Genomic DNA, 26,875 nt, shown 5'->3' with positions numbered 1-26,875 from the left:
TCCTATTGCGGTTTGGTTGCGTTGACCATCTTCATAGCCGAGCCTATCAAGGCCGATACCTCGGTCATATTGCTAGGCACGATCAGGGTGGTTTTGGCATCAGCGGCGACGCGGCCATAGGCTTCGACAGCTTTTTCTGCCACCTTGAGCTGCACGGCCAGTTCGCCGCCGGGTTGCCTAATCGCGGTGGCCACGCGCTCGATGGCATCTGCGGTAGCGGTGGCGACCGCGGTGATGGACGCGGCTTCACCTTGCGCTTTGTTGATGACAGCCTGCTTTTCGCCTTCTGAGCGGGCGATGAAGGCCTCCCGTTCGCCGGTAGCGATATTGATTTGCTCCTGGCGGCGGCCTTCGGAGGCTGCAATCAGCGCGCGCTTCTCGCGCTCAGCGGTGATCTGGGCCTGCATCGCATGCAAAATTTCCTTGGGGGGGGTCAGGTCTTTGATTTCGTAGCGCAAGACCTTGACACCCCAGTTCAACGCGGCTTCGTCGATGGCGGCGACCACCTGGGCGTTGATGATGTCGCGTTCTTCAAAGGTCTTGTCCAGCTCCAGCTTGCCGATCACACTGCGCAGCGAGGTTTGCGCCAGTTGGCTGATAGCCATGATGTAGTTGCTGGAACCATAGCTGGCGCGCATGGCATCCGTGACCTGGAAGTACAGAATGCCGTCCACCTGCAGCTGGGTGTTGTCGCGGGTAATGCAAACCTGGCTGGGAATATCCAGCGGGATTTCTTTCAGCACATGTTTATAGGCCACGCGGTCTACAAAGGGCACCAGGAAATTCAGGCCAGGCGTCAGCGTGCCATGGTATTTGCCCAGCCGCTCTATGACCCAGGCGTGCTGCTGGGGCACGACTTTCAGGGTGCGGCTGACAAAGATGATGGCGATAACGAGGACGACGAGGGCAATTTCCATAACAACTCCGGTAGTAGGCAGGTGCCCAGTGTTTCACAGTTTGTCGACCAGCAGGCGATTTCCCACCACCTCCGCAACCCGGTGAGGGCCGCTACTGGGCAAGTTACCTGCGCGGTGCATCACCGTCCATTGGGCGCCCCGGTAGTGCACCTGGGCGGTGCCGTCGGGCTGCCAGGCATCGACCATCACGGTTTCACCGATGTCCATATTCACATCCGGATTGGCGCTGGCCGGGAGGGTCTTGGGATGCTTGCCACGGATGCGACTCCAGACGATCACCGCGCCGCCGCCGACAGCGCTGGCCAGCAGGATTTGCACCGTGGTACTTGCGCCGAATAGCGCCAACAGGGCCGCTGCGGCAAAGCCAATGGCCAGCATTAACAAATAGAAGGTGCCGGTGACAAGTTCCACGGCGACTGCGGCACCTGCCAGCAGCCACCAAAAGGTCGATTCGGCCATATTGCTCTCGATTGTGTTGCTAGCGCCACATTTTGGGACAAAAGCAGCCCTGTGTCGGAGAAGCTTCACCAGATGTCCTTACACTTCGCGCCTATTTTGCAGATTTGTCCCCGCTTGCGCGGCCCTGGGCGGCGCCGGGCGGGTGTGGTAGCTTGATTCACGTATTGGCTGGAGGCCGGCATGAAGTTTCGTTTCCCTATCGTCATCATCGATGAGGATTTCCGCTCTGAGAACACCTCGGGCCTGGGCATCCGTGCCCTGGCCCAGGCGATTGAATCGGAGGGGTTTGAGGTGTTGGGCGTTACCAGCTATGGCGACTTGAGCCAGTTCGCCCAGCAGCAAAGCCGTGCCAGCGCTTTTATTTTGTCGATTGACGACGAAGAGTTCTCGCCCGGCCCGGATCTGGACCCGGCCGTACTGAATCTGCGCCATTTCATTGCCGAAGTGCGCCGCAAGAACCTGGATGTGCCCCTGTATGTATATGGCGAGACCAAAACCTCGCGCCATATGCCCAACGACATCCTGCGTGAACTGCATGGCTTCATCCATATGTTCGAGGACACGCCCGAGTTCGTGGCGCGCCACATCATCCGCGAGGCCAAGAGCTACCTTGAAGGCGTGCAGCCACCGTTTTTCAAGGCCTTGCTGGACTACGCCGAAGACGGCTCGTATTCCTGGCACTGCCCCGGCCACTCGGGTGGCGTCGCCTTCCTGAAGAGCCCGGTGGGCCAGATGTTCCACCAGTTCTTCGGTGAAAATATGCTGCGGGCCGACGTTTGCAACGCGGTGGAAGAGCTGGGCCAGTTGCTGGACCACAACGGCGCGATTGGCGACAGCGAGCGCAACGCCGCCCGCATCTTCAATGCTGACCACTGCTTCTTTGTGACCAACGGCACCAGCACCAGCAACAAGATGGTTTGGCACCATACGGTGGCCCCGGGTGATGTGGTGGTGGTCGACCGCAATTGCCACAAGTCGAACCTGCACGCCATCATCATGACCGGCGCGATTCCGGTGTTCCTGAAGCCCACGCGCAACCATTTCGGCATCATCGGGCCTATCCCCAAAAGCGAGTTCGAGCCCGCTGCCATCAAGGCCAAGATCCGCGCCAATCCGCTGCTGCAGCATGTGGACGCCGATACGGTCAAGCCGCGCATCCTGACACTCACGCAGTCCACCTACGACGGCGTGCTCTACAACACCGAAACCATCAAGAGCATGCTCGATGGCTATGTGGAAAACCTGCACTTCGACGAAGCCTGGTTGCCGCACGCGGCCTTCCATCCGTTCTATGGCAGCTACCACTCGATGGGCAAGAAGCGCATCCGCCCCAAGCACGCGGTGGTGTATGCCACCCAGTCCATCCACAAGCTGCTGGCCGGTATCAGCCAGGCCAGCCATGTGCTGATCCAGGATTCGCAGAACGTCAAGCTCGACCGGCATTTGTTCAACGAAGCCTATCTGATGCACACCAGCACCAGCCCGCAGTACAGCATCATCGCTAGCTGCGACGTGGCTGCGGCCATGATGGAGCCGCCCGGCGGCACTGCGCTGGTCGAAGAAAGCATTGCCGAGGCACTCGACTTCCGCCGCGCCATGCGCAAGGTGGACGAGGAATACGGCACCGACTGGTGGTTCAAGGTCTGGGGACCGGACAAGCTGGTGGAGGAGGGCATAGGCCGCGCCACCGACTGGATCATCAAGGGCGAATCCAAGACCAATGCCAAGGCCAACTGGCACGGCTTCGGCAAGATGGCCACCGGCTTCAACATGCTGGACCCGATCAAGTCCACCATCGTGACGCCCGGCATGGACCTGAACGGTAAGTTCGCCAAGACCGGCATCCCGGCCAGCATCGTCACCAAGTTCCTGGCAGAGCACGGCGTGGTGGTGGAGAAGACCGGCCTGTACAGCTTTTTCATCATGTTCACCATCGGCATCACCAAGGGCCGCTGGAACAGCATGCTGACCGCGCTGCAACAGTTCAAGGACGACTACGACAAGAACATGCCCATGTGGCGCATCCTGCCGGAGTTCTGCCAGAAGTACCCGCGCTACGAAAAGATGGGCCTGGCCGACCTATGCCAGCATCTGCATGCGCTGTATGCCAAGTACGACATCGCCCGCCTGACCACGGACATGTACCTGAGCGACCTGACCCCGGCCATGAAGCCCAGCGATGCCTACGCCCACATTGCCCTGCGCAAGACCGAGCGCGTGGCCATCGACGACCTGGAGGGTCGCGTCACCGTGGGGCTGGTCACGCCATACCCACCAGGCATTCCGCTGCTGATTCCGGGTGAAGTGTTCAACAAGAAGATCGTGGACTATTTAAAGTTCTCGCGCGAGTTCAACACCCAGTGCCCCGGCTTTGAAACCGATATCCACGGTCTGGTGGAAGAGGTGGATGAAAGCGGCAAGCACCACTACTACGCCGACTGCGTCAAGCTCTAAAACTGGCGTTGCTATCAAAAATGTAGCCGCTAGCGCTGGTAGTACCTGCGCTAGCGGCTTGTTTTTTATAAACCCCAGAAAAGTCCAGGGGTTTTCTGCATCCAAAGCCGGACCCGCTCCGTATTGAGATCAGCCGCAACATTTCGGCTTGTCATCAACCTACTAGGAGCATTCCATGGTCTCGATTCAAACTACCCGCAAGCTGGCCTCTTTCAGCCTGGCCCTCGTGATGTCGGCCGTTTCCGTGGCCGCCATGGCCGATGTGATGGTCGGCGGCGCACCCATGCTGGCGTCCAAGGACATCATCGACAACGCAGTCAACTCCAAGGACCACACCACCCTGGTCGCCGCCGTCAAGGCTGCGGGTCTGGTGGAAACGCTCAAAGGCCCAGGGCCGTTCACCGTGTTCGCGCCTACCAACGCGGCCTTTGCAGCCTTGCCTGCGGGCACGGTAGACACCTTGCTCAAGCCTGAAAACAAGGGCACGTTGACCACCATCCTGACCTACCACGTTGTGGCCGGGAAATACGATGCAGCCGCCATCAGCAAGATGGTTAAGGATGGAATGGGCATGGCCACCTTGAAGACGGTCAGCGGCGGCACCTTGACCGCCAAGGCCAACGGCATGGGCGTCACGGTCACCGATGAAAAAGGCGGCACTGCGAATGTGACGATTGCCGACGTCTACCAGTCCAACGGTGTGATCCACGTTGTGGACAAGGTCTTGCTGCCCAAGTAATTTCGTCTCTGATTCAGCCCGATATGTCGTTGCTTCGCCTTGCCATACGCAAGTACTGTCTGCGGCTTCGCGCCTAATCTCGGACTGAATCAGAAACGATAGGGTCATAAATCCGCATCTTCCCGCTGCCGCAAATAGCTGGCAAAGCGGGGGATGCCGCTGGGGTTGACATCGCGGAAGCGGTATGTCACCCAGCTGCCGATAGCCGGCGGATCGCGGCGTTGGGCATCGCTCAAACCGGTGCCCAGCTTGAAGCGCTGGCCCTGCGGTGTCTCCACCAGCAGCGCGCCCAGCATGCCTTCGAATTTACCCTTGCCCGGAATATGCGCCACCACCTTGGCCTCGGCATCGTCAAAGGGTTTGAACTTCAATAAATCGTCGTTGCGCTGCGCGCTGTATAGCGAGTCGCCACGGTGCAGCACCAGGCCTTCGCCCCCGTCCTGCACAGTTTTGCGCAGCAGGGCCTGCAGGGCCGCGTGGCTGGCAATGCGCCACTGTGCCACGGGCTGCACCCAGGCAGGCACAGACAGCTGCTGCAGTGCCTTGAGCCGCTCGTCAAATACGCCGACCTGCGCAGGCAGATCAAACACCATGAAGTGCATTTCGCGCCACGCCGCATCACTGGCCGCTTGTTGACGCACGGTGGATACGGCGTTGGCAAACGCGCCACGCCCGGCCCAAAGTTCGCCGTCCATGGGTACCTTTGGCCAGCCTGCGGTGAACCAGGCTGGCGGCGTGATGTGCTGACCGCCGCGCGTCCATAGCTGCGCGCCATCCCAGTAGCCACGCACGCCGTCAAATTTCTCGCTGACCCAATAACCTTCCAGTGGCACGCCCTGCCGGTAGACCTTGGGTTGCATCAGCGGCGGCGCATCCGCCCGTGCGCGTATCGGGGCTATGCCGCTGGCGGCCAAGAGTAGTGCGCACTGCAGGACGCTGCGGCGTGTAAGAGTCGGTGCAGATGTAGGATTTTTCATACCGACATTTGACGCCTCCCTCGGCGCGCAGGAAATACCGGAGCCGGTCATTTTTCCTTACAAAGCAGCATGACTCGCATATAAAAATGCATGCTGTTTTCTTCGCGGCTGTTGTTACAGTGGTTTGCGTGTCGCTGTAAATTTTTTGTAGCGGCATGTCCCCCTCAGTTTGGAGATCTCTTCGTATGCAAATTCTTTCCTTCCGTCTGGCGTTGATCGCTAGCGCTGCCAGCTTGTGCTGTATGGCGCAGGCCGCTTCCGTGGCGCCGGTTGCCGCTGAAAATGGCATGGTGGTCACCGCCCAGCACCTGGCAACCCAGGTCGGTGTTGACGTACTCAAACGCGGCGGTAATGCCATTGACGCGGCAGTGGCCGTAGGCTACGCCTTGGCGGTGGTGTACCCGGCTGCCGGCAATTTGGGTGGCGGTGGCTTCATGACCGTGCAGCTGGCCGATGGCCGCAAGACTTTCTTTGACTTCCGCGAAAAAGCCCCATTGGCTGCCACGGCAAATATGTACCTCGATGCCGCTGGTAACGTGGTCAAGGGCGCCAGCACCAATGGCTATCTGGCCGTGGGGGTGCCCGGCTCGGTAGCCGGCTTTGAAGAGGCCCGGACCAAATACGGCACCATGCCTCGCGCCAAGTTGATCGCCCCGGCCATCACCTTGGCCGAACGCGGCTTTGTGCTGCAAGAGGGCGATATCGACATGCTGAAAACCTCCACCGAGGATTTCAAGAAAGATGCGCCTTCTGCCGCTATTTTCTTGAATAAAGGTGAGCCTTTCAAAATCGGCGAAAAGTTGGTGCAGAAGGATCTGGCCAAGACGCTTAAGCTGGTCAGCCAGAGGGGGGCCGATGGCTTCTATAAAGGCACTGTCGGCGCCAATATCGTGGCCGCCAGTACGGCCGGCAAGGGCATCATCACCCAGTCCGATTTGGACCAGTACAAGGTGCGTGAGCTGGCGCCGGTGGAGTGCGACTACCGCGGCTACCACATCGTCTCGGCGCCGCCTCCAAGCTCGGGCGGTGTGGTCATCTGCGAGATTCTGAACATCGTCGAAGGCTATCCCATGAAAGAGCTGGGCTTCCGCTCGGCCCAAGCTGTGCACTACCAGATCGAGGCCATGCGCCACGCCTACCTGGACCGCAACAGCTACCTGGGTGACCCAGACTTCGTGAAGAATCCACTGGACCGCCTGCTGGATAAAGGCTACGCCGCGAAGATCCGCGCCGCCATTGACCCGGGCAAGGCCGGGGTCTCCAAGGACCTGAAGCCAGGCGTTGAACCGCACGAAGGCAGCAACACCACCCACTATTCCATCGTGGACAAAGATGGCAACGCGGTATCGGTGACCTACACGCTGAACGATTGGTTTGGTGCCAAGGTGACGGCAGCCAAGACCGGCGTGTTGTTGAACAACGAGATGGACGACTTCACCGCCAAGGTGGGGGTGCCCAATATGTACGGTCTGGTGCAGGGTGAGGCCAACAAGATTGAGCCCGGCAAGCGCCCGCTGAGCTCCATGAGTCCGACCATCGTCAGCAAAGACGGCAAGCCGGTCATGGTGGTGGGCACGCCGGGCGGCAGCCGCATCATCACTGCGGTAACGCACACCATTTGGAACGTGATTGATTACGGCATGAACGTGCAAGAAGCAGTGGATGCGCCACGCTTTCACCAGCAGTGGCTGCCCGACCTGACGAACGTGGACACCTTCGGCGTCAGCCCGGACACCCGCAAGATTCTGGAAGGCATGGGCCACAACCTGGGCGCACCGCAGCCAGCTAACCACTTGGCAGCCATCTTGGTCGGTGCGCCCACGCTGGGCGGCAAGCCGCGCGGCAACTTCCGCTTCTATGGTGCCAACGATCCCCGCCGCAATACCGGTTTGGCCGAGGGCTACTAAGCCTGCAAATAGCTATAAAAAATATAGCTAGGAGCGCTGGTGCTAATTGCGCCAGCGCCCCTTTTTAATTAAATCCGTGCAGCAGCTACCGCGTGATGCTTACTCGCCGATACCGCCCACGACTTGGCTGAAGCCGCCGTCCACGTAGGTGATTTCAGCGCTCACACCGGCAGCCAGGTCGCTCAGCAAGAACGCGGCGACATTGCCCACGTCTTCGATCGTCACATTGCGGCGGATGGGGTTCATGGCCGTGGCCTTGAGCATTTTGCCGAAGTCTTTGATGCCGCTGGCGGCCAGGGTCTTGATCGGGCCGGCGCTGATACCATTGACGCGCACGCCCTTGGGGCCGACCGACTCGGCCAAGTAGCGCACGCTGGCTTCCAGCGAGGCCTTGGCCAGGCCCATGGTGTTGTAGTTGGGCAGCACGCGCAGGGCGCCCAGGTAGGTCAGGGTCAGCAGGGCCGACTTATCGCTGAGGTAGGGCAGGGCGGCCTTGGCCATCGCCGGGAAGCTGTAGGCGCTGATGTCGTGCGCAATCTTGAAGCCTTCGCGGCTTAGGCCTTCCAGGAAGTCACCGGTGATGGCTTCGCGTGGTGCAAAGCCGATGCTGTGCACAAAGCCGTCAAACTTTGGCCACACCTGGCCCAGATCGGCAAACAGCTTGTCGATCTGTGCGTCGTCGCCCACGTCGCAATCAAAAATCAGCTTGGAGTCGAATTCGGCGGCGAACTCGGTGATGCGGTCCTTGAAGCGCTCGCCCACGTAGCTGAATGCCAGCTCGGCACCCTGTGCGTGGCAGGCCTTGGCAATGCCGTAGGCAATCGAGCGGTTGCTCAGCACACCGGTGATCAACAGTTTTTTGCCAGCAAGAAATCCCATGACTAAAGTCTCCAAGAAAAGTGAGCAGCGCTAAGCGTGTCGTTTAGCGCCTAAAAGTATTGCAGAATTGTCGCATGCGATTTCTGCTGGCTTTGGGGGGACTGTTGTGTGCCGCGTCGGCCTGTGCCGCGCCTGGCTATGCGCTGTGGGGCGAGCTGAAATACCCGCCCGGTTTCACGCACTTTGATTACGTCAACCCTGGTGCGCCCAAGGGTGGCGAGTTGCGCCTGGTTAGCAACGTTCGTAGCTCCACATTCGACAAATACAACCCCTTTACCATCAAGGGTAGTGCGCCGGCTTATTTGACCGAGATGCTGTTCGACAGCCTGCTGGTCGGCTCCATGGACGAGAACGGCGCAGGCTACGGCCTGCTGGCCGAGGACGTGAACGTCGCCCCCGACGGCCTGAGCGCCACATTCGTGCTGCGCAACACAGCCCGTTTTCACAACGGTGATCCGGTGCTGGCGCAGGATGTGAAGTTCAGTTTTGATACTCTGATGGGCCCGTACACCTCGCCCAGCTACAAGACGGCGCTGGAAGATGTGGCTGGTCTGGACGTACTGGACACACGCACTGTGCGCTTTCGCTTCAAGAAGCCGAACCGGGAGCTTCCACTGACGGTGGGCGGCCTGCCCATCTTCAGCCACCAGTGGGGCGTGGAGGGCGGCAAGGCCAAGCGTTTTGACGAAGTGGTGATGGACATCCCGATCGGCAGCGGACCTTACCGTATAGGCCCAGTGAATTTTGGCAAGGACATCACCTATGTGCGTGACCCGGCCTACTGGGCGCGCGACATTGGAGTGAAGCGCGGCACCGAGAACTTCGACCGCATCACGGTGAAGATCTACAAGGACAACACTGCCCGGCTGGAGGCGCTGAAGGCCGGTGAGTTTGACCTGATGCGCTTTTTCTCTGCCGGCGACTGGGCGCGCCGCGTGAACGGCAAGCGCTTTGACACGGGCGAACTGGTCAAGGGTGAATTTCAGCACCGCCTGCCCTCGGGCTTCCAAAGCTATGTGCTTAATCTGCGCCGCGAAAAATTCAAGGACGTGCGAGTGCGCCAGGCCCTGGGCCTGGCGATGGACTACGAGTGGATGAACCGCCAGATGTTCTACGGCGCCTACCAGCGCGTGAATGGCTTGTTTGGCAATACCGATTGCGGGGCCACGGGCCTGCCCAGCCCGCAGGAGCTAGCCCTGATGGAGCCGCTGCGCAAGGACATTCCGGCTGCGGCCTTCGGCCCGATGACGGTGCCGCCACGCACCGATGGCGATTCGTCCTTGCGCGCCAATCTGCGGCGCGCTCAGGCCTTGTTGCAGGATGCTGGTTGGACGGTGCGTGACGGTGCGCTGCGCAATGACAAGGGCGAGCCGCTGGTAATCGAAATGCTGGACAGCAGCGAGAGCGGCGTGCGCGTGGTCAGCCCCTGGGCGCGCAACCTGGAAAAGCTGGGCATTCAGCTGAACTATCGGCCGGTGGACTTTGCGCTGTACCAGCAGCGCTTGAGCAAGTTCGAGTTCGACATGATCTCCATCAACTACCCCGGCACCAACAACCCTGGCCAGGAGTTTGCCGATCTGTTCGGTAGCAAGGCCGCAGATGTGGAAGATTCTGGCAACTACAACGGTCTGCGCAACCCGGCAGTGGATGCGCTGATCACCCGCATGACCGCTGCCAAAAGCAAGGCGGACTTGCTGCCGGCCTGCCGTGCGCTGGAGCGCGTGATCAGCCATAGCCATGTGCTGATTCCGCAGTGGACGGCCACCACCCACCGCATGGCTTATAACGCCTGGCGCCTGGCGCGTCCTGGTGTGGTGCCGCCGTATTCTCCTGGTGAAAGCTGGGCCATCCATACCTGGTGGGCCCGGCCTGCCAAAGCACCGTAAACCATGTTTGTCTACATACTGAAGCGATTGCTGCTGATGGTGCCCACGCTGCTGGGCGTGCTGCTGATCACCTTCGCTGTGGTGCAGTTTGTGCCTGGCGGCCCGGTGGAGCAGTACCTGGCAGAGGCCAAGGCTGGTGCAGCCGGCAGCGGAGGAGCGGGTGAGGGGGCGGGCTTCAGCTACCGTGGCGGGCAGGGCGTGGATCCCAAGCGTATTGAGCAGATCAAGGCGCTGTATGGCTTTGACAAGCCTGCGCATGAGCGCTTCATCCAGATGCTGGGGCAGTTCTTGCGCTTTGACCTGGGCAAGAGCTTTTTCCAGAACAAGCCAGTGTCACAGCTGGTGTGGGAGAAGCTGCCAGTGTCCATCAGCCTGGGGCTGTGGACGTTTTTCATCAGCTATCTGGTCGCGGTGCCGCTGGGCATTGCCAAGGCGGTGCGGGCCGGGTCCACGTTTGACCTGGTGACTTCGCTGCTGATCCTGGTGGGCTACGCGATTCCCGGCTTTGTGCTGGGAGTGGTGTTGCTGGTTGTGTTTGGCGGGCAGCTGCAGTGGTTTCCGCTGCGCGGTCTGGTGTCCAGCAATTTCGCGGAGCTTAGCTGGGGCGCCAAGGTGGTGGACTATCTCTGGCACATCGCCTTGCCTGTGACGGCCATGGTGGTGGGTAGCTTTGCTGTCACCGCCATCCTGACCAAGAACGCCTTTCTGGAAGAAATCCGCAAGCAGTATGTGCTGACGGCGCGGGCCAAGGGCTTATCGCAGAACCAGGTGCTGTACAAGCATGTGTTGCGCAACGCACTAATCCCCATCGTCACCGGTTTCCCGGCGGCTTTCATTGGCGCCTTCTTCACGGGCTCTTTGTTGATCGAGACCCTGTTTTCTCTGGATGGCCTGGGCCTGCTGAGCTACGAGAGCGTGATCCGCCGCGACTATCCGGTGGTACTGGGCACGCTGTATTTGTTTACGCTGATTGGCCTGGTGACCAAGCTGGTTTCCGATCTTTGCTATGTATGGGTGGATCCGCGTGTCAGATTTGATTAGCCCATCGCCTGGTCGCCGCGCCTGGCAACGCTTCAAGCGCAACCGCCTGGGGTATTTCAGCCTGGTGGTTTTCTGTGTGCTGGTGTTGCTGAGCCTGGCCGCCGAGCTGGTTAGCAATGACAGACCGCTGGTGCTGCGATACCAAGGACAGTTGTACCTCCCACTTTTGCATGACTATTCGGAAAAAACCTTTGGTGGAGACTTTGACACTACTACCGATTACCTGGACCCGTTCATACAGGCGCAGCTGGCCAAGGATGGCAATTGGGTGCTGTACGCGCCAAACCGTTACGGCCCCAAGACGCTGAACTATTTCGCCAAGTTTCCGAATCCATCCGGGCCGTCGCGCGACAACTGGCTGGGTACCGACGACCGGGGGCGTGACCTGCTGGCGCAACTGCTGTACGGCTTTCGCGTGAGCGTGCTGTTCGCCCTGGCGCTGACGCTGGTCAGCGTGGTGGTGGGTGTCGTGACAGGGGCGCTGCAGGGCTATTTGGGCGGCAAGACGGACTTGGTCTTCCAGCGTTTTATCGAAATCTGGAGCTCGATGCCGTATCTGTACATGCTGATCATCTTCAGCGCGATCTTCACGCCCAGCATCAGTCTGCTGCTGGTCTTGCTCAGCCTGTTTGGGTGGATGGGCCTGAGTGACTACACCCGCGCCGAATTTCTGCGCAACCGGCAGATGGACTATGTGCGCTCGGCGCGCGCCCTGGGGGTGAGCGATATGCAAATCATCTGGCGCCACATACTGCCCAACAGCCTGACGCCGGTCGTCAGCTTTTTGCCGTTCCAGATGAGTGCCTCCATACTCACGCTGACCTCGCTGGACTTTTTGGGCCTGGGTGTGCCGCCGGGCACTCCGTCGCTGGGTGAGTTGCTCAGCCAGGGCAAAAACAATATCGACGCCTGGTGGATTTCGCTGTCCACCTTTGTGGTGCTGGTGGTCACCTTGCTGCTGCTGACCTTCATGGGCGACGCGTTGCGCGATGCGCTCGATCCGCGAAAGGCCCAGGCATGAGTTGGCTGGATGTGCAAGAGCTGAGCGTACGTTTCGGCGACAAGCCGGTGGTGGACCGCATCAGCTTCCAGATTCAGCCGGGGGAGAAATTTGCACTGGTGGGCGAATCGGGCTCCGGCAAAAGCATCACGGCGCTCAGTCTGCTGGGTTTGGTGGACGATGCCCAGGTTTCCGGCCGGGCACTGTGGGGCGGAACCGATTTGCTGACCCTGCCTGAGCGGGTCATGCGCGGCATTCGCGGGCAGGACATCGCCATGGTGTTCCAGGAGCCCATGACAGCGCTGAACCCGCTGTTCACGATTGGCCGCCAGATTGCCGAGGTCTTTGAACTAAAACAGGGCCTGACGCAGGTGCAATCTGCGCAGGCAGCTATTGAAATACTAGCAAGCACGGGTGTGTCCGAGCCCGCACGCAGGGTGGGTAGCTACCCGCATCAACTCAGCGGTGGCCAGCGCCAGCGCGCCATGATCGCCATGGCCCTGGCCTGCAAACCCAAGCTTTTGCTGGCGGATGAGCCCACTACCGCGCTGGACGTCACGGTGCGCGCCCAGATCCTGGCGTTGTTGTCGGACTTGCAGCGCCAGTACGGTATGTCCGTGCTGTTGATTACCCATGATTTGCATGTGGTGCGCCAGTTTGCCGACCGCGTGGCGGTGATGGAGCAGGGCCGTATCGTCGAAGCTGGTGCGGTGGCCGAGGTGTTTGCCCGTCCGCGGCATGCCTATACCCGTAAGTTGATCGACAGTACGCCAGTGCGAAATGTGGTGCCCGACAGTCCCGCGCCGCCCTTGCTGCAGGCGCAGGCCCTGCGGGTGGCTTATCCGGTGCCTATTGCCGGCATTCGCGGCTGGTTTCGCAAAGCCGAGTTTGTGGCGCTGCAGGAGGCCAGCTTTGCCATCCCCCCAGGCCAAACGCTTGGCGTGGTGGGCGAGTCGGGTTCGGGCAAATCTACTCTGGCCCTCGCGGTGCTCGGGCTGCAGAAATTTTCCGGTAGCGTGCAATGCGCGGGTCAGGCCTGGAGCCGTGATGCTACGGCCAACAAGACCCTGCGGGCCAAGCTACAGGTGGTGTTCCAGGACCCGTTTTCGTCCTTGTCGCCACGCATGACGGTGGAGGAGATCGTAGGCGAAGGTTTGCGCGTGCATGCGCCGCATGTAGGTGTAAAAGATCGTAAAAAATTGGTGCTGGAGGCCCTCGCCGACGTGGGCTTGAGCGAAACCCAGTTCCCGGGCCTGCTGCAGCGCTACCCGCATGCTTTTTCGGGCGGGCAGCGCCAGCGGCTGGCGATTGCACGGGCTCTGATCGTGCGACCCCAGTTGCTGGTGCTGGACGAACCCACAAGCGCGCTGGATGTGACCATCCAGAAGCAGGTGCTGCAGTTGTTGCAACAGTTGCAACGTACGCACGGCATGGCGTATTTGCTGATTACCCACGATATGGCGGTGATACGGGCCATGGCCCACCAAGTGCTGGTGATGCAGGAGGGCAAAATCCTGGAATCTGGCACGGTAGACCAGGTACTGGACGCGCCACGCCATGGCTATACCCGGGCGCTGGTGGCTGCGGCAGCCTGAATGCCGGTCAAGCCCCGCTAAAACCCTTACGTATCAATGGATTAAAGCCATTTTTGCGCTACAATCCGGGCTCACGACCAAACGGGCGGGTAATTACCGGCCCGTTTTTTTTGGTCGATTGTTTTTAACACGCCTTTCGGCACCTGCTTTTTGGGTGGTGCGGTCAGGCCCAATGTACTCATATTCATAACACGTGGCGTTACAAGACATCGTTGAACAAACCGTGACCGGATTCGGTTATGACCTCGTAGAGATCGATCGCTCTGCTGGCGGTTTGCTGCGCATCACTATCGACCATCCTTGGGTTGCGGGTGCGCCTGAGCAGTTCATCAACGTGGAAGACTGCGAAAAAGTCACCCGCCAACTGCAGTTTTCGCTGGAAGTCGATGGCGTCGAGTACAAGCGGCTGGAAGTCTCTTCGCCCGGTATCGATCGCCCCCTACGCCACAAGACCGACTTTGAGCGCTTCGAAGGCTCGGTGATTGATATCACCCTTAAGGTCGCCATTGGCATGGCGGCCGCCGGCCAAGTCAACGCCAACCGCAAGAAATTTCGCGGCACGCTGGAAAGCGTTGCTGCCGTGGCCCCTGATGCTGCACCCACCTGGCAAATCGTTTGGAGCGACGAGCCCGTGGCTAAGCCCGGTGCGCGTATCAGCAAAAAGCGGGCTCCCGCGCCGATGCAGGCGCTGGGGTTCACTCTGGATGAGATTCGGGATGCCCGTTTGGCACCCATCGTAAGTTTCAATGGCCGCAACGCAAAAGACACTGGCGCGGCGCTTGGGTGATGGTCCGTAAACGCCAGCGTGCAGATGCGGCTCAGCGGGTTTGGTTTTGTTGGTTTAAGTGTTCAGGAGATTCGTGACATGAATCGCGAAATGTTGATGTTGGTAGATGCCATTTCACGTGAGAAGAACGTGGAACGGGACGTTGTGTTTGGCGCAGTGGAATCGGCTTTGGCGCAAGCCACCAAGAAGCTGTACCAGGGCGAAGTGGATATCCGCGTGGCGCTGGATCGTGATAGCGGCAACTACGAAACCTTCCGCCGCTGGCTGGTAGTGCCGGACTCTGCCGGTTTGCAAAACCCGGAAGCGGAAGAGCTGGTGTCGGACGTGCGCGACGATATTCCTGACATCGAAGAAGGCGACTACATCGAAAAACCGATCGAGTCCCTGCCGATTGGCCGCATTGGCGCGATGGCCGCCAAGCAGGTCATTTTGCAAAAGATTCGTGATGCTGAGCGCGAAATGCTGTTGAACGACTTCATGAGTCGCGGCGACAAGATTTTTGTTGGTACCGTCAAGCGGATGGACAAGGGCGACATCATCGTCGAGAGCGGCCGTGTTGAGGGCCGCCTGCGCCGCAACGAGATGATCCCCAAGGAAAATCTGCGTACTGGTGACCGCGTTCGCGCCATGATCATGGAAGTGGACCTGACTCTGCGCGGTGCTCCCATCATCCTGTCACGCAGCTCGCCTGCTTACATGATCGAACTGTTCCGCCAGGAAGTGCCCGAAATTGAGCAAGGTCTGCTAGAGATCAAATCCTGCGCCCGTGACCCCGGTTCGCGCGCCAAGATCGCCGTGCTGTCGCATGACAAGCGCGTTGATCCTATCGGCACCTGCGTCGGCGTGCGTGGTACCCGCGTCAACGGCGTGACCAACGAGCTCGCTGGCGAGCGCGTCGACATCGTGCTGTGGAGCGAAGATCCAGCCCAGTTTGTGATTGGCGCTTTGGCTCCGGCCAACGTCAGCTCGATCGTGGTGGATGAAGAGCGCCATGCCATGGATGTGGTGGTGGACGAAGAAAACCTGGCGATCGCGATCGGCCGTGGCGGACAAAACGTGCGCCTGGCCGCCGAGTTGACAGGCTGGAAGATCAACATCATGGACGCGGCCGAGTCTGCCCAGAAGCAGGCCGTTGAGACAGACTCCAGCCGCAAGCTGTTCATGGAAAAGCTCGATGTCGATGAGGAAATGGCCGACATCCTGATCCATGAAGGCTTTACCAGCCTGGAAGAAATTGCTTACGTGCCCCTGCAAGAAATGCTGGAAATTGAAAGCTTTGACGAAGACACCGTACACGAGCTTCGCTCGCGTGCCAAGGACGTGCTGCTGACGATGGAAATCGCCCTGGAAGAAGATGCCGAAGCGGTATCCCAGGACCTGCGCGACCTGGAAGGTCTGACCCCCGAATTGATTGCCAAGCTCCATGCGGGCGGCATCCAAACACGCGACGATCTGGCCGATTTGGCTGGTGATGAGCTCTCCGAAATTACCGGCCAGTCTGAGGACGAGGCCACGACCTTGATCATGAAGGCGCGCGCGCATTGGTTTACCAATGACGGCGCCTCTCAAGAGTAATGGTCATGAAAGGTCACACAATACATGTCCACTACTACCGTCGCCGAGTTTGCTGCTGAACTCAAAAAATCTCCTGACACCCTGCTGGAACAACTCCGGGGTGCCGGTGTTGTCAAAGCCGCTGTGTCTGACGTTCTGAGCGAGTCCGACAAGCAACGCTTGTTAGGCTATCTGCAGGCCAGCCATGGCACTGCCACGCTGGAGCGCAAGAAAATTACCCTGGTGAAGAAATCCACCAGCGAAATCAAGCAGGCCGACTCCACTGGCCGTGCCCGCACCATCCAGGTCGAAGTGCGCAAGAAGCGCACCTTCATCAAGCGTGATGAAGGCATGGATGCAAGCCCAGAAGGTGCTGTGCTCGAAGCTGAGTTGGAAGTACCTTCCAGCAATGCTGCTGAAGAAGCTGAATTGGCTCGCCGTGAAGAAGAGGCTAGCCGCCAGGCAGAACTGATGCGCCGTCAGGAAGAAGAATTGATCGAAAAGCGCCGCCAACGCGAAGAGCAGGAAGCGCGTGAGCGGGCTGCTGCTGAAAAGGCAGAAGCTGAAGCGGCGGCCAAGGCTGCAGCACGCGCCCAGGCAGAGCAGCAAAAAGCGGCTGCGCCCACTCCACCTTTGTCCGCCGTTGGTCAAAACATCAATGCACCTGCCGAAGCTGCTGCGCAGGCCAAGGCGCAAGCCGAAGCTGCTGCGGCACAAGCCAAGGCCCAGGCCGAAGCAGATGCCCGCGCCAAAGTAGCCGCGGAAGCCAAGGCCCGTGCGGATGAGGAAGCTGCCCGTGTGGTTGATCTGGGAGATCGCCGCCGTAAGGCCGAAGCAGAAGCTGCCGCTATCCGTTTGATGATGTCCACGCCCAAGAAGGTGTTGGTCGCCAAGAAGCCGGAAGAACCCAAGCCTGTCGCCAAACCCGCAACTGCGGATGCGGCCAAGGCCGGCATGAAGGGCACCTTGCACAAGCCTGCTGCCGGTGCAGCTCCGGCCAAGCCGGCGCCAGCGCCTGCCACCACAGGTGCGGGTGCCGGTAAGGAAGTTAAGTCGGCTAAGCTGTCGAGCAGCTGGGCAGACCCCGCTAAGAAGAAGCCGCTGCCCACCCGTGGCGATTCCAGTGGTGGCGTGGGTGGCCGTGGCAACTGGCGCGGTGGACCGCGTGGTCGCCGTGGCAGCAATGACCGCGACCAGCATGACGACCACGCACAACAAGCTCCGCAGGAAGCGCGCATCATTGAAGTGCACGTGCCTGAAACCATCACCGTGGCCGAACTGGCCCACAAGATGGCGGTCAAGGCCTCCGAGGTGATCAAGCACCTGATGAAGCTGGGTCAGATGGTTTCCATCAACCAGCCTTTGGACCAGGATACGGCCATGATCGTGGTCGAGGAAATGGGCCACAAGGCTATCGTTGCCGAGTTGGACGATCCTGAAGCCTTCACCGATGACGAAGTGTCGCAACAGCATTCCGAAGCCTTGCCGCGTGCGCCTGTGGTGACCGTTATGGGCCACGTGGACCATGGTAAGACCTCGTTGCTGGATTACATCCGTCGTGCCAAAGTGGCATCGGGTGAAGCCGGTGGCATTACCCAGCACATTGGCGCTTACCACGTGGAAACCCCACGCGGTATGGTGTCCTTCCTGGATACGCCGGGCCACGAAGCGTTTACCGCGATGCGTGCCCGTGGTGCCCAGGCAACTGACATCGTGATTCTTGTGGTGGCTGCCGACGACGGTGTGATGCCGCAAACCAAGGAAGCTATCAAGCACGCGAAAGCGGCTGGTGTGCCCATCGTGGTTGCCATCAACAAAATCGACAAGCCAGATTCCAACCCCGAGCGCGTGAAGAACGAGCTGGTGGTGGAAGACGTGATCCCCGAAGACTTCGGTGGTAACTCGCCATTTGTGGCGGTGTCGGCCAAGACCGGTCAGGGCATTGACGAACTGCTGGAGCAGGTGCTGCTGCAGGCCGAAGTGCTGGAACTGAAAGCACCGGTGGATGCCATGGCCAAGGGCCTGGTGATCGAAGCGCGTTTGGACAAGGGCAAGGGCCCTGTGGCCACCGTGCTGGTGCAGTCGGGTACGCTGAAAACAGGCGACATCGTGCTGGCAGGTTCTACCTATGGCCGCGTTCGCGCCATGCTGGATGAAAATGGCCGTCCTTCCAAGTCGGCTGGCCCATCGATTCCGGTGGAAATCCAGGGCTTGACCGAAGTGCCACAGGCAGGTGACGAGTTCATGGTTCTGCCGGACGAGCGCCGGGCCCGTGAAATCGCCACCTACCGTGCTGGCAAGTTCCGCAATACCAAGCTGGCCAAGCTACAAGCCGCCAAGCTCGAGACCATGTTCACGGACATGACGGCAGGCGAAGTCAAGGTGCTGCCTATCATCGTCAAGGCCGATGTGCAGGGTTCGCAAGAGGCTTTGGCTGCATCGCTGCTCAAGCTGTCGACCGACGAAGTCAAGATCCAGATGGTGTACGCCGCTGTGGGCGGTATCAGCGAGTCCGATATCAACCTGGCGATTGCGTCCAAGGCCATCGTGATCGGCTTCAATGTGCGCGCCGATGCCGGTGCCCGTAAGTTGGCCGAAGGTAATGCGGTGGACGTGAAGTACTACAACATCATTTACGACGCCGTGGATGAGTTGAAGGCAGCCATGGCCGGCATGCTGGCACCCGAGCAACGCGAAGAGGTCATCGGTATGGCCGAGATCCGCACCGTGTTCGTGGCTTCCAAGATTGGTACGGTTGCAGGCTGTATGGTTACCAACGGCTCGGTCAACCGCAGTGCACGCTTCCGCCTGCTGCGCGAAAACATCGTCATCTACACCGGTGAAATTGATTCGCTCAAGCGCGTCAAGGACGATGTCCGTGAAGTGCGCGAAGGCTTCGAGTGCGGTATCAAGCTCAAGAACTACAACGACATCGCCGTGGGCGACCAGTTGGAATTCTTTGAGATCAAAGAAATCGCCCGTACCCTGTAATGGTCAAACGCAAAGCCGCTGCGCCCAACCGCAGCCTCAAAGTCTCCGACCAGATCCAGCGGGATCTGACGGAGCTAATCGCCCGCGAGTTGAAAGACCCACGGGTGGGCATGGTGACCATCCAGGGGGTGGAGGTCACCCCCGACTATGCACACGCCAAGGTTTTCTTCAGTGTGTTGACGGGCAACCCGGACGAATGTACCGAGGGTTTGAACCAGGCCGCAGGCTTCCTGCGCGCTGGGTTGTTCAAGCGCTTGCACATTCATACCGTGCCGACATTGCACTTTCACTTTGACCGGACGACCGAGAAAGCCGCCGATATGAACGCGTTGATTGCGCGTGCGGTGGCATCCCGGGCCAAGGAAGACTGAGCCCCATGACCGCAACGCCACGTGTACGGGTTGCCAGGCGCCCCGTACACGGGGTGCTGCTGCTGGACAAGCCCTTGGGCCTGTCCAGCAACGATGCGCTGCAGAAAGTGAAATGGCTGCTGCGCGCCGAGAAGGCCGGACACACCGGTACCCTGGACCCCTTGGCTACCGGTGTCTTGCCTCTGTGTTTCGGTTCGGCGACTAAGTTCAGCCAGCTGCATCTGGATGCCGACAAAACCTATCTGGCGGTGGCCCGGTTGGGGGTGAAAACCTCTACCGGTGACGCCGAAGGCGATGTGATCGAGACGCGGCCAGTACAGGTCAGTGCAGAGCAAGTGGCGGCTGTGGAGAAACGGTTCACCGGTCCGATCCAGCAGGTGCCGCCCATGTACAGCGCCTTGAAGAAGGACGGCAAGCCCTTGTATGAATATGCGCGTGCCGGCGTGGAGATTGAGCGGCCCGCGCGGAACGTCGAGATTTTTGAATTAAAAGTGGCTTTGGCGCAGGCGGAGTCTGCGCCAGAGGCTATAGAAATAGTAGCAAAGTGCAGCAAGGGCACCTACATCCGCACGCTGGGTGAAGACATTGGTGAGGCACTGGGTTGCGGCGCGCATTTGACGGCATTGCGCCGCATCGCAACCGGTGATTTCGGGATTGCGCAGTGCGTCACTTTGGCGGCGCTGGAGGCCATGACGGAAGACCAGCGCCTGGACTGCCTGCTACCGGTGGACGCATTGTTGGCCCAGCACATGCATGTCATGTTGGACACGCAGAATGCGGGGCGGTTTCTGAGCGGCGTGCGCCGCCGGGGTGAATGGCCTGATGCTGCCCATGTGGCGGTGTACGGCGACAGCCCTGCCACCTTGCTGGGAACGGCACAGGTGAAGGACGGTGAATTGATACCAGGGCGACTGCTAAGCCCGCTGGACATAGGCCAAATTCTGGCCCAGGCGCAAAAAGCAGAGAGCCTTTCGATTTAGGAGTAGAGAAATATGAGCACTAAACAAATCCGTAACATAGCGATCATCGCCCACGTTGACCATGGCAAAACCACCATGGTTGACCAACTGCTGCGCCAGTCCGGCACCTTTGCCGAGCACGAAAAAGTGGTTGACACCGTCATGGACAACAACGCCATCGAAAAAGAACGTGGCATCACGATTCTGGCGAAGAACTGCGCCGTGAGCTGGGAAGGCACGCACATCAACATCGTTGACACCCCCGGTCACGCGGACTTCGGCGGTGAAGTGGAACGCGCCTTGTCCATGGTCGACGGCGTTGTGCTGTTGATCGATGCACAAGAAGGCCCGATGCCGCAAACCCGTTTCGTGACCAAGAAGGCGCTGGCCCTGGGCCTGAAGCCTATTCTGGTGGTGAACAAGGTGGACAAGCCTGGTGCGCGTCCCCAGCACGTGGTCAATGCCGCTTTCGACCTGTTCGACAAGCTGGGCGCGACCGACGAGCAGCTCGACTTCCCTGTCGTCTACGCCTCTGGTATCAACGGCTGGACCTCGCTGGAAGAGGGCGCTCCTGGTGAGCAGTGGGGCCCCGACATGTCGGCCCTGTTTAATACCGTGCTGAAGCATGTGCCATCGCAAAGCGGTGACCCAGAAGCTCCTCTGCAGCTGCAAATCTCCGCACTCGACTTCTCCACCTTCGTGGGTCGTATCGGCGTTGGCCGTATCAGCCAAGGCACGATCAAGCCCAATATGGACGTGGTGGTCATGGAAGGTCCGGACGGCAAGGTTGTCAAGGGCCGTATCAACCAGGTGCTGACCTTCCAAGGTCTGGAACGCGTGCAAGCCACGGAAGCCGGCCCCGGCGAAATCGTGCTGATCAACGGTATTGCAGACATCGGCATCGGCGTGACCGTGACCGATCCGCTGAAGCCTGCACCGCTGCCCATGCTGAAGGTGGACGAGCCCACGCTGACCATGAACTTCTGCGTCAACACCAGCCCGCTGGCTGGCCGTGAAGGCAAGTTCGTGACCAGCCGCCAGATCTGGGACCGCCTGCAAAAGGAACTGCAACACAACGTGGCTTTGCGCGTCAACGAAACCGACGAAGAAGGTATCTTTGAAGTGATGGGTCGTGGTGAATTGCACCTGACCATCCTGTTGGAAAACATGCGCCGTGAAGGCTATGAAATGGCTGTATCCAAGCCACGCGTGATGTTCAAGGACGTCAATGGCGAGAAGCATGAGCCCATCGAATTGGTGACCGCAGACATCGAAGAACAGCACCAGGGCGGCGTGATGCAGGCTCTGGGCGAGCGCAAGGGTGAACTGGTCAACATGGAGCCGGACGGCCGTGGCCGTGTGCGCCTGGAATACCGCATCCCGGCCCGTGGCCTGATCGGCTTCTCCAATGAGTTCCTGAACTTGACCCGTGGTTCCGGCCTTATCTCCAACATCTTCGACAGCTATGAGCCGCACAAGGGCGATATCGGCGGCCGCAAGAACGGTGTGCTGATCTCCATGGACGACGGTGAAATCTTCACCTATGCCCTGGGCAAGCTGGACGACCGTGGCCGCATGTTCGTGCGCGCCAATGACCCGGTGTACGAAGGCATGATCGTCGGTATCCACAGCCGTGACAACGATCTCGTGGTGAACGCTACGCGTACCAAGCAGCTGACCAACTTCCGCGTGTCCGGCAAGGAAGACGCGGTCAAGATCACGCCTCCCATCGAGCTGACGCTGGAGTACGGTGTTGAGTTCATCGAAGACGACGAACTGGTGGAAATCACGCCCAAGTCGGTGCGTCTGCGCAAGCGCCATCTGAAGGAAAGTGACCGCAAGCGCGCAGGCCGTTAAGCCCTGATTCGGAGCCGCCACGGCAATGTGGCGCTCGCTTGCAAGCCCCGGGCGCCGTCATGGCGTGCCGGGGTTTTTTTGTGGCCCATCGGTGTGAAATATTGCCGAATAAATCATTTGATATTTATTTTTATCAAAAAATATGATTTAAATAATAAAATTGAATTTTATCGATGTAAAGGTGTTCCTATGTCACGTACTTTTCTGCGCCGGGTCGCTCCTGTATGCCTACTTGCAGCCAGTGCTATTGCCATATCCGCCCACGCTCTGCCAGCTGCCAAGGGCAAAGTAATTTTGACCATCACTGGCCACGTAGGAGACAAGAACACCGACGCAGCAGCGCAGTTCGACTTGGCCATGTTGGAGCAATTGCCTCAGCAGACCTTCACAACGCATACACCTTGGGACAAGCATCCTGTGCAATTTACCGGGCCATTGCTGCGCGATGTGCTGGCGGCAGCGAAAGCCCAAGGCAACAGCATCAAGGCCCTGGCCTTGAATGATTACCAAACGACCATTCCGATGGAGGATGCGCAGAAATTTGACGTGATCGTGGCCTACAAGCTCAACGGCCAAGCCATCCCGGTGAAGACAAAGGGCCCACTGTTCATCATTTATCCCTTTGATTCGAAATCCGAACTGCAAACCACACGCTACTATGAGCGCTCTGCTTGGCAGCTCAAGCAGATAAAAGTCGAATAAGGCCAGCTTGATGCACGGGCGCAAGAAGTACCACAGTTATTTGTTATGGGTGGCTTTGGTCACTGTCGTGATGGCATTGGCCATGGCGATCATGCTGGTCCTTCAATTGACCCAGCGCCAAGCCATTCGCCAGAGTAGCCACCTGGGAAATGACTCCATTACCGCGATGGCTTTCCAGTTCGAGCGGGAGTTCTTGCGCTTTCGCCAGGTACTGGATAGTCGGGTCAAGAGCCGGACCCCGCCAGATCTCGACGAGTTGTCTTTGCGCCTGAATATTTTTGTGAGCCGCCTGGGTCTGTTACGCGACAACCCGAGCATTGCCATCTTGCAAGGGCGCCCAGAATATGCGGCTGTCATTCCGCAGATGGAAAAGCTGGTGGAGCGAACCGACACAGTATTCGCTTCTGCTGAACCCGATCCCGCTGCCCTGGATCAGTTGCTTCAGGACTTCAATGCCATCGGCCCCGAAGTACAGGCACTGAGCATGGCCGCCAACAGCCAGGTATCGCTGCAGCTGGAGGGCCAGGGCACCACCATGCTTGCGCAGAACAATCTGATCGTCTGGCTGACGCTGGCGCAACTTGTGGTGCTGTTGGTCGCCTCCGCTGCCTTAGTGCTACGCCAGCGCAAACAGGAACAAGAGCGGCAGGCGTTGCAACAATTGACGGATGACCTGGTCGAGGCCAACCGCATGGCCGAGAGCGCCAACCGCGGCAAGAGCCAGTTCCTGGCGAATATGAGCCATGAGCTGCGCACGCCTTTCAATGGCATTTTGGGCATGCTGGGTTTGCTGGAGGATACGCGCCTGAATGCGCGGCAGGCTGATTACGTTGCGACTGTGCGTGGCTCGGCCAACCATTTGTTGGCTTTGTTGAATGACATTTTGGACGTGTCAGCCATGGATGTTGGCAAGATGGCCATCAATCCTTCGCCGTTGCAGCTCACCCGGCTGTTGCACGATGTAGATGCCCTGATGGGCCCGCTGGCCAAAGAAAAGCACCTGGAGTTCGTGCTGGTATTGCATAAGCCGCTGCCCGATTGGGTGCAGGCCGACGGTACGCGCATCAAGCAGATTCTGCTGAACCTGGTGTCCAACGCGATCAAATTCAGCGCCCAGGGCCGCATCGTGTTGAGTGTGGACTGCGAGCCTCTGGGAGACGCTACGCCTGCCGATTCGGTTGCGCTGCAGTTGTGCGTCAGCGACCAGGGCATAGGTATGGACGCGCCTACGCTGGACAGTCTGTTCCAGCGTTTTTCACAGGGTGACGCCAGTATTTCCCGTCGTTTCGGGGGCACCGGTCTGGGCCTGGAGATATCGCGCAGCCTGGCCCGGCTGATGGGAGGCGACATCACGGTGCAAAGCCAGCCCGGCAGGGGCAGTCAGTTCAGCCTCGCGCTGCCCTTGCCTTGCGTGCCGGCGCCGCAGGGTGCCGAGCAGGTGCCTGCGGTAGTCCCTGCGCAGGTAACACAGGCTGGTGCCAGCAGCGGCCTGGACATCCTGGTCGCCGAGGACCACCCGGTGAACCGCAAGTACATGGAGGGCTTGCTGCAGCGGCTGGGCCACCGCATCCGTTTTGTTGAGGACGGTGAGCAGGCCGTAGCCGAGGCGCAGCGCGCCGTGCCCGATGTACTGTTCATGGATGTGCACATGCCTGTGCTAGACGGCCTGCAAGCCACCCAGGTGCTGCGCGCGGGCGGCGGTGCGGCGTCCCGCGTCTACATCGTGGCCCTGACAGCCGATGCCTTTGCCGAATCTCGCGAGCGTGCGCTGGCGGCGGGTATGGACGACTTTCTGTCCAAGCCAGTGCGTATGGACCAGATTGAATCCTTGCTGCAGCAGCGGTTTGGCCAGAGGGAAGGCCGCATCCCAGCGCAAGAGGCGGTGCCAGTGGCTCCGCCTACGCCGGCCGAGCCTCGGCGCTTTCGCTCGGACGATGTGGCCCGGCACCTGGACATGCCCATGTTGGGCGAGGTCTGTGTGGCGATCTCTCTGGATGGTTACCGCTCCTTGCTGGATAGCTTTTTCAACGACGAGTCGCGCAGTTTCAAGACCCTGGTGGCGTACCTGGACGCGGCCGATACGGCGTACTTGCAGGAGGTAGCCCATGCCTTCAAGGGTGGTTGCGCCAGCCTGGGCTTCCATGCTTTGGCGGCCCTGGCTGGGCAGATTGAACGCGCCGGACCGGAGTTCAGTGCCGACGCTTGTGCAGACGCGGCACGACAATTGCGCAGCCTGTACCAGACGGCGCATGCCTTGTGCCGGCGCATGGGGCTGACTGGTTTGCCGCAAGCTGCAGCTTAGCTTGCGGTGTCTCGGCAGGCGACAATAGGGCATGCACTTATCCCACGCCCGCGCCTTGTTCATGATGGTTTTGGTGACCCTGATGTGGTCTATCGCCGGGGTGACCACCCGCCACCTGGAGTCTGCCCACAGCTTTGAAATCACCTTTTGGCGCAGCGCCTTTACGGTGTTGTCACTGCTGGTGATCTTGCCTATCCTGCAGGGCCGTGCCGTTTTCACCAAAATCGCCCGGGGTGGCGTTTCGCTGTGGTTGTCGGGCGTGTGCTGGGCGGTAATGTTTACCGCCTTCATGTTGGCCCTGAGCATGAGCCCTGTGGCCAATGTACTGGTCACCATGGCGCTGGGGCCCTTGTTTACGGCTTTGCTGGCCCGCTTCGTGATCGGCCACCGCTTGCCCATGCGTACCTGGACGGCGATTGCCGTCGCCGGTGTGGGTATCGCCACCATGTATGGCGCGCAGCTCTCGTTGGACGGTGGGCTGGACCAGTTGCTGGGCTCGCTGGTCGCCTTGTGTGTGCCAATTGCTGGCGCGGTGAACTGGACCGTTTTGCAGCGCAGCCGTGCCCAGGGCCATGATGTGGACCTGGTGCCTTCGGTGCTGGTGGGGGCCTTGATTTCTTCGGCTCTGACCCTGCCTTTGGCCCTGCCATTTCAGGCGACTGCGCACGATATGGGCTTGCTGGCCCTGCTGGGCTCGGTGCAGCTGGCGATACCTTGCGTGCTGTCGGTATGGTGCGCCCGGGTGTTGAAGGCGCCCGAGGTGTCGTTGCTGCAGTTACTGGAGGTGCTGTTTGGTATTGCCCTGGCCTGGCTGGGCGCCAACGAGGCGCCTGATCCACGTGTTTTGCTGGGCGGCATCCTGGTCGTGGCCGCGCTGGTGGGCAACGAACTGCTGGGCTGGTGGCAGCGCCGCGTCTAGGTCGCTGCTCCTCGGCGTCTCAAGTGTAGGTGGTGTGCTTGCGCGCCACGGTCGCCTGTTCTTCTTCTACCTCTTTGCGCAGCCGGCGGATTTCTGTCAGCGCATGCTGGAATTCGGTCAGTGAACGGTCGATGTCGTGCACCGGCTTTTCTTCCAGCTCGTTACGGGCGTGGATGAAGCGCTGCGCATGGGCGGCGATTTCTCCGGCCAGATCGGCCTTGGCATCGGCTGCCAGCTGCGACTGGTGTGCATCCAGCTCGCCTACGGTGGTGAACAAGCCCATCAGTCCGTAGGCGCGGCTGAGCTCGGCGGCCTGGTGTTGCGCCCGTTCGGCCTCCATCTGGACTGCGCTAGCGGCGGCGACGGCCTCGCGTACCTCCATCAAGCGAAGCATGCGTTCGCATGCCATGCTGGCCGCGCTGGCCGCTTTAGCCGCCTTGTGGGCAATTAGCCCGGCAAACGCAGTGAATAGGCCGATAAGGGCGCAGACCAGGGCTGCAGCCAGGGATAGAAGGGCGGAGTTGCTCATAGCGTGCGGAGACAGCAAGTTTCAAGCCAAATATGCGTCCGGCGCACATA

The 26,875-nt window shown here is 59.9% G+C and carries 21 protein-coding genes; 16 read left to right on the top strand and 5 right to left on the bottom strand.

What is annotated here, in order from left to right; all coding sequences use genetic code 11:
• Positions 1-2 precede the first annotated feature (2 nt).
• The gene (locus AC4BBN_RS20195) at positions 3-917 is read right to left on the bottom strand and encodes an SPFH domain-containing protein (protein ID WP_490593812.1); all 915 of its coding nucleotides are present in this window, start codon (positions 915-917) and stop codon (positions 3-5) included.
• A 33-nt stretch (positions 918-950) separates the two neighbouring features.
• Positions 951-1,376: an NfeD family protein gene (locus AC4BBN_RS20190; protein ID WP_490593811.1), complete on the bottom strand. Its 426-nt coding sequence runs from the start codon at positions 1,374-1,376 to the stop codon at positions 951-953.
• A gap of 180 nt (positions 1,377-1,556) precedes the next feature.
• On the opposite strand from AC4BBN_RS20190, the gene AC4BBN_RS20185 reads away from it, so the two are divergent.
• Both AC4BBN_RS20185 and AC4BBN_RS20180 read left to right on the top strand, forming a co-directional pair.
• The gene (locus tag AC4BBN_RS20185) at positions 1,557-3,830 is read left to right on the top strand and encodes an Orn/Lys/Arg family decarboxylase (RefSeq protein WP_490593810.1); all 2,274 of its coding nucleotides are present in this window, start codon (positions 1,557-1,559) and stop codon (positions 3,828-3,830) included.
• Between the two features lie 175 nt (positions 3,831-4,005).
• Entirely contained in the window at positions 4,006-4,569 is a 564-nt protein-coding gene (locus AC4BBN_RS20180; RefSeq protein ID WP_490593809.1) for a fasciclin domain-containing protein, read from the top strand.
• A gap of 104 nt (positions 4,570-4,673) precedes the next feature.
• Here the strand turns inward: AC4BBN_RS20180 and AC4BBN_RS20175 are convergent, their stop codons facing one another.
• The gene (locus tag AC4BBN_RS20175) at positions 4,674-5,546 is read right to left on the bottom strand and encodes a DNA ligase (protein ID WP_490593808.1); all 873 of its coding nucleotides are present in this window, start codon (positions 5,544-5,546) and stop codon (positions 4,674-4,676) included.
• 242 nt (positions 5,547-5,788) lie between these two features.
• Here AC4BBN_RS20175 and ggt point away from each other — a divergent pair, with 242 nt between their 5' ends.
• The gene (gene ggt, locus AC4BBN_RS20170; protein ID WP_490593972.1) at positions 5,789-7,453 is read left to right on the top strand and encodes a gamma-glutamyltransferase; all 1,665 of its coding nucleotides are present in this window, start codon (positions 5,789-5,791) and stop codon (positions 7,451-7,453) included.
• A 99-nt stretch (positions 7,454-7,552) separates the two neighbouring features.
• Here the strand turns inward: ggt and fabI are convergent, their stop codons facing one another.
• The gene (gene fabI / locus AC4BBN_RS20165; protein WP_490593807.1) at positions 7,553-8,332 is read right to left on the bottom strand and encodes an enoyl-ACP reductase FabI; all 780 of its coding nucleotides are present in this window, start codon (positions 8,330-8,332) and stop codon (positions 7,553-7,555) included.
• A gap of 74 nt (positions 8,333-8,406) precedes the next feature.
• Between fabI and AC4BBN_RS20160 the strand changes: the two genes are divergently transcribed.
• The 13 genes from AC4BBN_RS20160 to AC4BBN_RS20100 all read left to right on the top strand — a co-directional run bounded on the left by AC4BBN_RS20160 (position 8,407) and on the right by AC4BBN_RS20100 (position 26,296).
• Positions 8,407-10,218: an extracellular solute-binding protein gene (locus tag AC4BBN_RS20160; RefSeq protein WP_490593806.1), complete on the top strand. Its 1,812-nt coding sequence runs from the start codon at positions 8,407-8,409 to the stop codon at positions 10,216-10,218.
• Between the two features lie 3 nt (positions 10,219-10,221).
• On the top strand, positions 10,222-11,259 hold the full coding sequence (locus AC4BBN_RS20155; protein WP_490593805.1) for a microcin C ABC transporter permease YejB: 1,038 nt from the start codon (positions 10,222-10,224) through the stop codon (positions 11,257-11,259).
• Positions 11,225-12,280: an ABC transporter permease gene (locus AC4BBN_RS20150; RefSeq protein ID WP_490593804.1), complete on the top strand. Its 1,056-nt coding sequence runs from the start codon at positions 11,225-11,227 to the stop codon at positions 12,278-12,280. Before AC4BBN_RS20155 ends, AC4BBN_RS20150 begins: the two co-directional genes overlap by 35 nt.
• A complete protein-coding gene (locus tag AC4BBN_RS20145) occupies positions 12,277-13,854 on the top strand; it encodes an ABC transporter ATP-binding protein (RefSeq protein WP_490593803.1) in 1,578 nt (525 codons plus the stop codon). Before AC4BBN_RS20150 ends, AC4BBN_RS20145 begins: the two co-directional genes overlap by 4 nt.
• Positions 13,855-14,047: 193 nt before the next feature.
• The gene (gene rimP / locus AC4BBN_RS20140) at positions 14,048-14,641 is read left to right on the top strand and encodes a ribosome maturation factor RimP (protein WP_490593802.1); all 594 of its coding nucleotides are present in this window, start codon (positions 14,048-14,050) and stop codon (positions 14,639-14,641) included.
• Between the two features lie 78 nt (positions 14,642-14,719).
• On the top strand, positions 14,720-16,216 hold the full coding sequence (gene nusA / locus AC4BBN_RS20135; RefSeq protein ID WP_490593801.1) for a transcription termination factor NusA: 1,497 nt from the start codon (positions 14,720-14,722) through the stop codon (positions 16,214-16,216).
• Positions 16,217-16,240: 24 nt separating this feature from the next.
• A complete protein-coding gene (gene infB / locus AC4BBN_RS20130; protein ID WP_490593800.1) occupies positions 16,241-19,186 on the top strand; it encodes a translation initiation factor IF-2 in 2,946 nt (981 codons plus the stop codon).
• Complete coding sequence (gene rbfA / locus AC4BBN_RS20125; protein WP_490593799.1) at positions 19,186-19,557, top strand: 30S ribosome-binding factor RbfA; 372 nt, start codon at positions 19,186-19,188, stop codon at positions 19,555-19,557. The genes infB and rbfA overlap by 1 nt, the downstream gene beginning before the upstream one ends.
• Before the next feature lie 5 nt (positions 19,558-19,562).
• Positions 19,563-20,537: a tRNA pseudouridine(55) synthase TruB gene (truB, locus tag AC4BBN_RS20120; RefSeq protein WP_490593798.1), complete on the top strand. Its 975-nt coding sequence runs from the start codon at positions 19,563-19,565 to the stop codon at positions 20,535-20,537.
• 12 nt (positions 20,538-20,549) lie between these two features.
• The gene (gene typA, locus AC4BBN_RS20115) at positions 20,550-22,373 is read left to right on the top strand and encodes a translational GTPase TypA (protein ID WP_490593797.1); all 1,824 of its coding nucleotides are present in this window, start codon (positions 20,550-20,552) and stop codon (positions 22,371-22,373) included.
• Positions 22,374-22,451: 78 nt separating this feature from the next.
• The gene (locus AC4BBN_RS20110; protein ID WP_490593796.1) at positions 22,452-23,075 is read left to right on the top strand and encodes a putative pterin-binding protein; all 624 of its coding nucleotides are present in this window, start codon (positions 22,452-22,454) and stop codon (positions 23,073-23,075) included.
• 10 nt (positions 23,076-23,085) lie between these two features.
• Positions 23,086-25,377: an ATP-binding protein gene (locus AC4BBN_RS20105; RefSeq protein ID WP_490593795.1), complete on the top strand. Its 2,292-nt coding sequence runs from the start codon at positions 23,086-23,088 to the stop codon at positions 25,375-25,377.
• A 31-nt stretch (positions 25,378-25,408) separates the two neighbouring features.
• Positions 25,409-26,296: a DMT family transporter gene (locus AC4BBN_RS20100; protein WP_490593794.1), complete on the top strand. Its 888-nt coding sequence runs from the start codon at positions 25,409-25,411 to the stop codon at positions 26,294-26,296.
• Positions 26,297-26,315: 19 nt separating this feature from the next.
• Here AC4BBN_RS20100 and AC4BBN_RS20095 read toward each other — a convergent pair whose 3' ends face one another.
• Positions 26,316-26,825: a hypothetical protein gene (locus AC4BBN_RS20095; protein ID WP_490593793.1), complete on the bottom strand. Its 510-nt coding sequence runs from the start codon at positions 26,823-26,825 to the stop codon at positions 26,316-26,318.
• Between the last annotated feature and the right edge of the window lie 50 nt (positions 26,826-26,875).

Source organism: Rhodoferax sp. SPJ21 (genome assembly GCF_058216335.1).
Note: the sequence above shows the minus strand (reverse complement) of the source record. Positions and strands in the feature narration are given on the sequence as shown.

Bases quoted from the DNA above. Each gene is read 5' to 3' on its own strand.
- AC4BBN_RS20175 (WP_490593808.1), bottom strand. From the start codon at position 5,546: ATGAAAAATCCTACATCTGCACCGACTCTTACACGCCGCAGCGTCCTG.
- AC4BBN_RS20095 (WP_490593793.1), bottom strand. From the start codon at position 26,825: ATGAGCAACTCCGCCCTTCTATCCCTGGCTGCAGCCCTGGTCTGCGCC.
- AC4BBN_RS20160 (WP_490593806.1), top strand. From the start codon at position 8,407: ATGCGATTTCTGCTGGCTTTGGGGGGACTGTTGTGTGCCGCGTCGGCC.
- rbfA (WP_490593799.1), top strand. From the start codon at position 19,186: ATGGTCAAACGCAAAGCCGCTGCGCCCAACCGCAGCCTCAAAGTCTCC.
- AC4BBN_RS20145 (WP_490593803.1), top strand. From the start codon at position 12,277: ATGAGTTGGCTGGATGTGCAAGAGCTGAGCGTACGTTTCGGCGACAAG.
- AC4BBN_RS20185 (WP_490593810.1), top strand. From the start codon at position 1,557: ATGAAGTTTCGTTTCCCTATCGTCATCATCGATGAGGATTTCCGCTCT.
- fabI (WP_490593807.1), bottom strand. From the start codon at position 8,332: ATGGGATTTCTTGCTGGCAAAAAACTGTTGATCACCGGTGTGCTGAGC.
- AC4BBN_RS20155 (WP_490593805.1), top strand. From the start codon at position 10,222: ATGTTTGTCTACATACTGAAGCGATTGCTGCTGATGGTGCCCACGCTG.
- nusA (WP_490593801.1), top strand. From the start codon at position 14,720: ATGAATCGCGAAATGTTGATGTTGGTAGATGCCATTTCACGTGAGAAG.
- AC4BBN_RS20190 (WP_490593811.1), bottom strand. From the start codon at position 1,376: ATGGCCGAATCGACCTTTTGGTGGCTGCTGGCAGGTGCCGCAGTCGCC.
- AC4BBN_RS20180 (WP_490593809.1), top strand. From the start codon at position 4,006: ATGGTCTCGATTCAAACTACCCGCAAGCTGGCCTCTTTCAGCCTGGCC.
- infB (WP_490593800.1), top strand. From the start codon at position 16,241: ATGTCCACTACTACCGTCGCCGAGTTTGCTGCTGAACTCAAAAAATCT.
- truB (WP_490593798.1), top strand. From the start codon at position 19,563: ATGACCGCAACGCCACGTGTACGGGTTGCCAGGCGCCCCGTACACGGG.
- AC4BBN_RS20100 (WP_490593794.1), top strand. From the start codon at position 25,409: ATGCACTTATCCCACGCCCGCGCCTTGTTCATGATGGTTTTGGTGACC.
- AC4BBN_RS20150 (WP_490593804.1), top strand. From the start codon at position 11,225: ATGTATGGGTGGATCCGCGTGTCAGATTTGATTAGCCCATCGCCTGGT.
- AC4BBN_RS20195 (WP_490593812.1), bottom strand. From the start codon at position 917: ATGGAAATTGCCCTCGTCGTCCTCGTTATCGCCATCATCTTTGTCAGC.
- AC4BBN_RS20105 (WP_490593795.1), top strand. From the start codon at position 23,086: ATGCACGGGCGCAAGAAGTACCACAGTTATTTGTTATGGGTGGCTTTG.
- typA (WP_490593797.1), top strand. From the start codon at position 20,550: ATGAGCACTAAACAAATCCGTAACATAGCGATCATCGCCCACGTTGAC.
- ggt (WP_490593972.1), top strand. From the start codon at position 5,789: ATGGCGCAGGCCGCTTCCGTGGCGCCGGTTGCCGCTGAAAATGGCATG.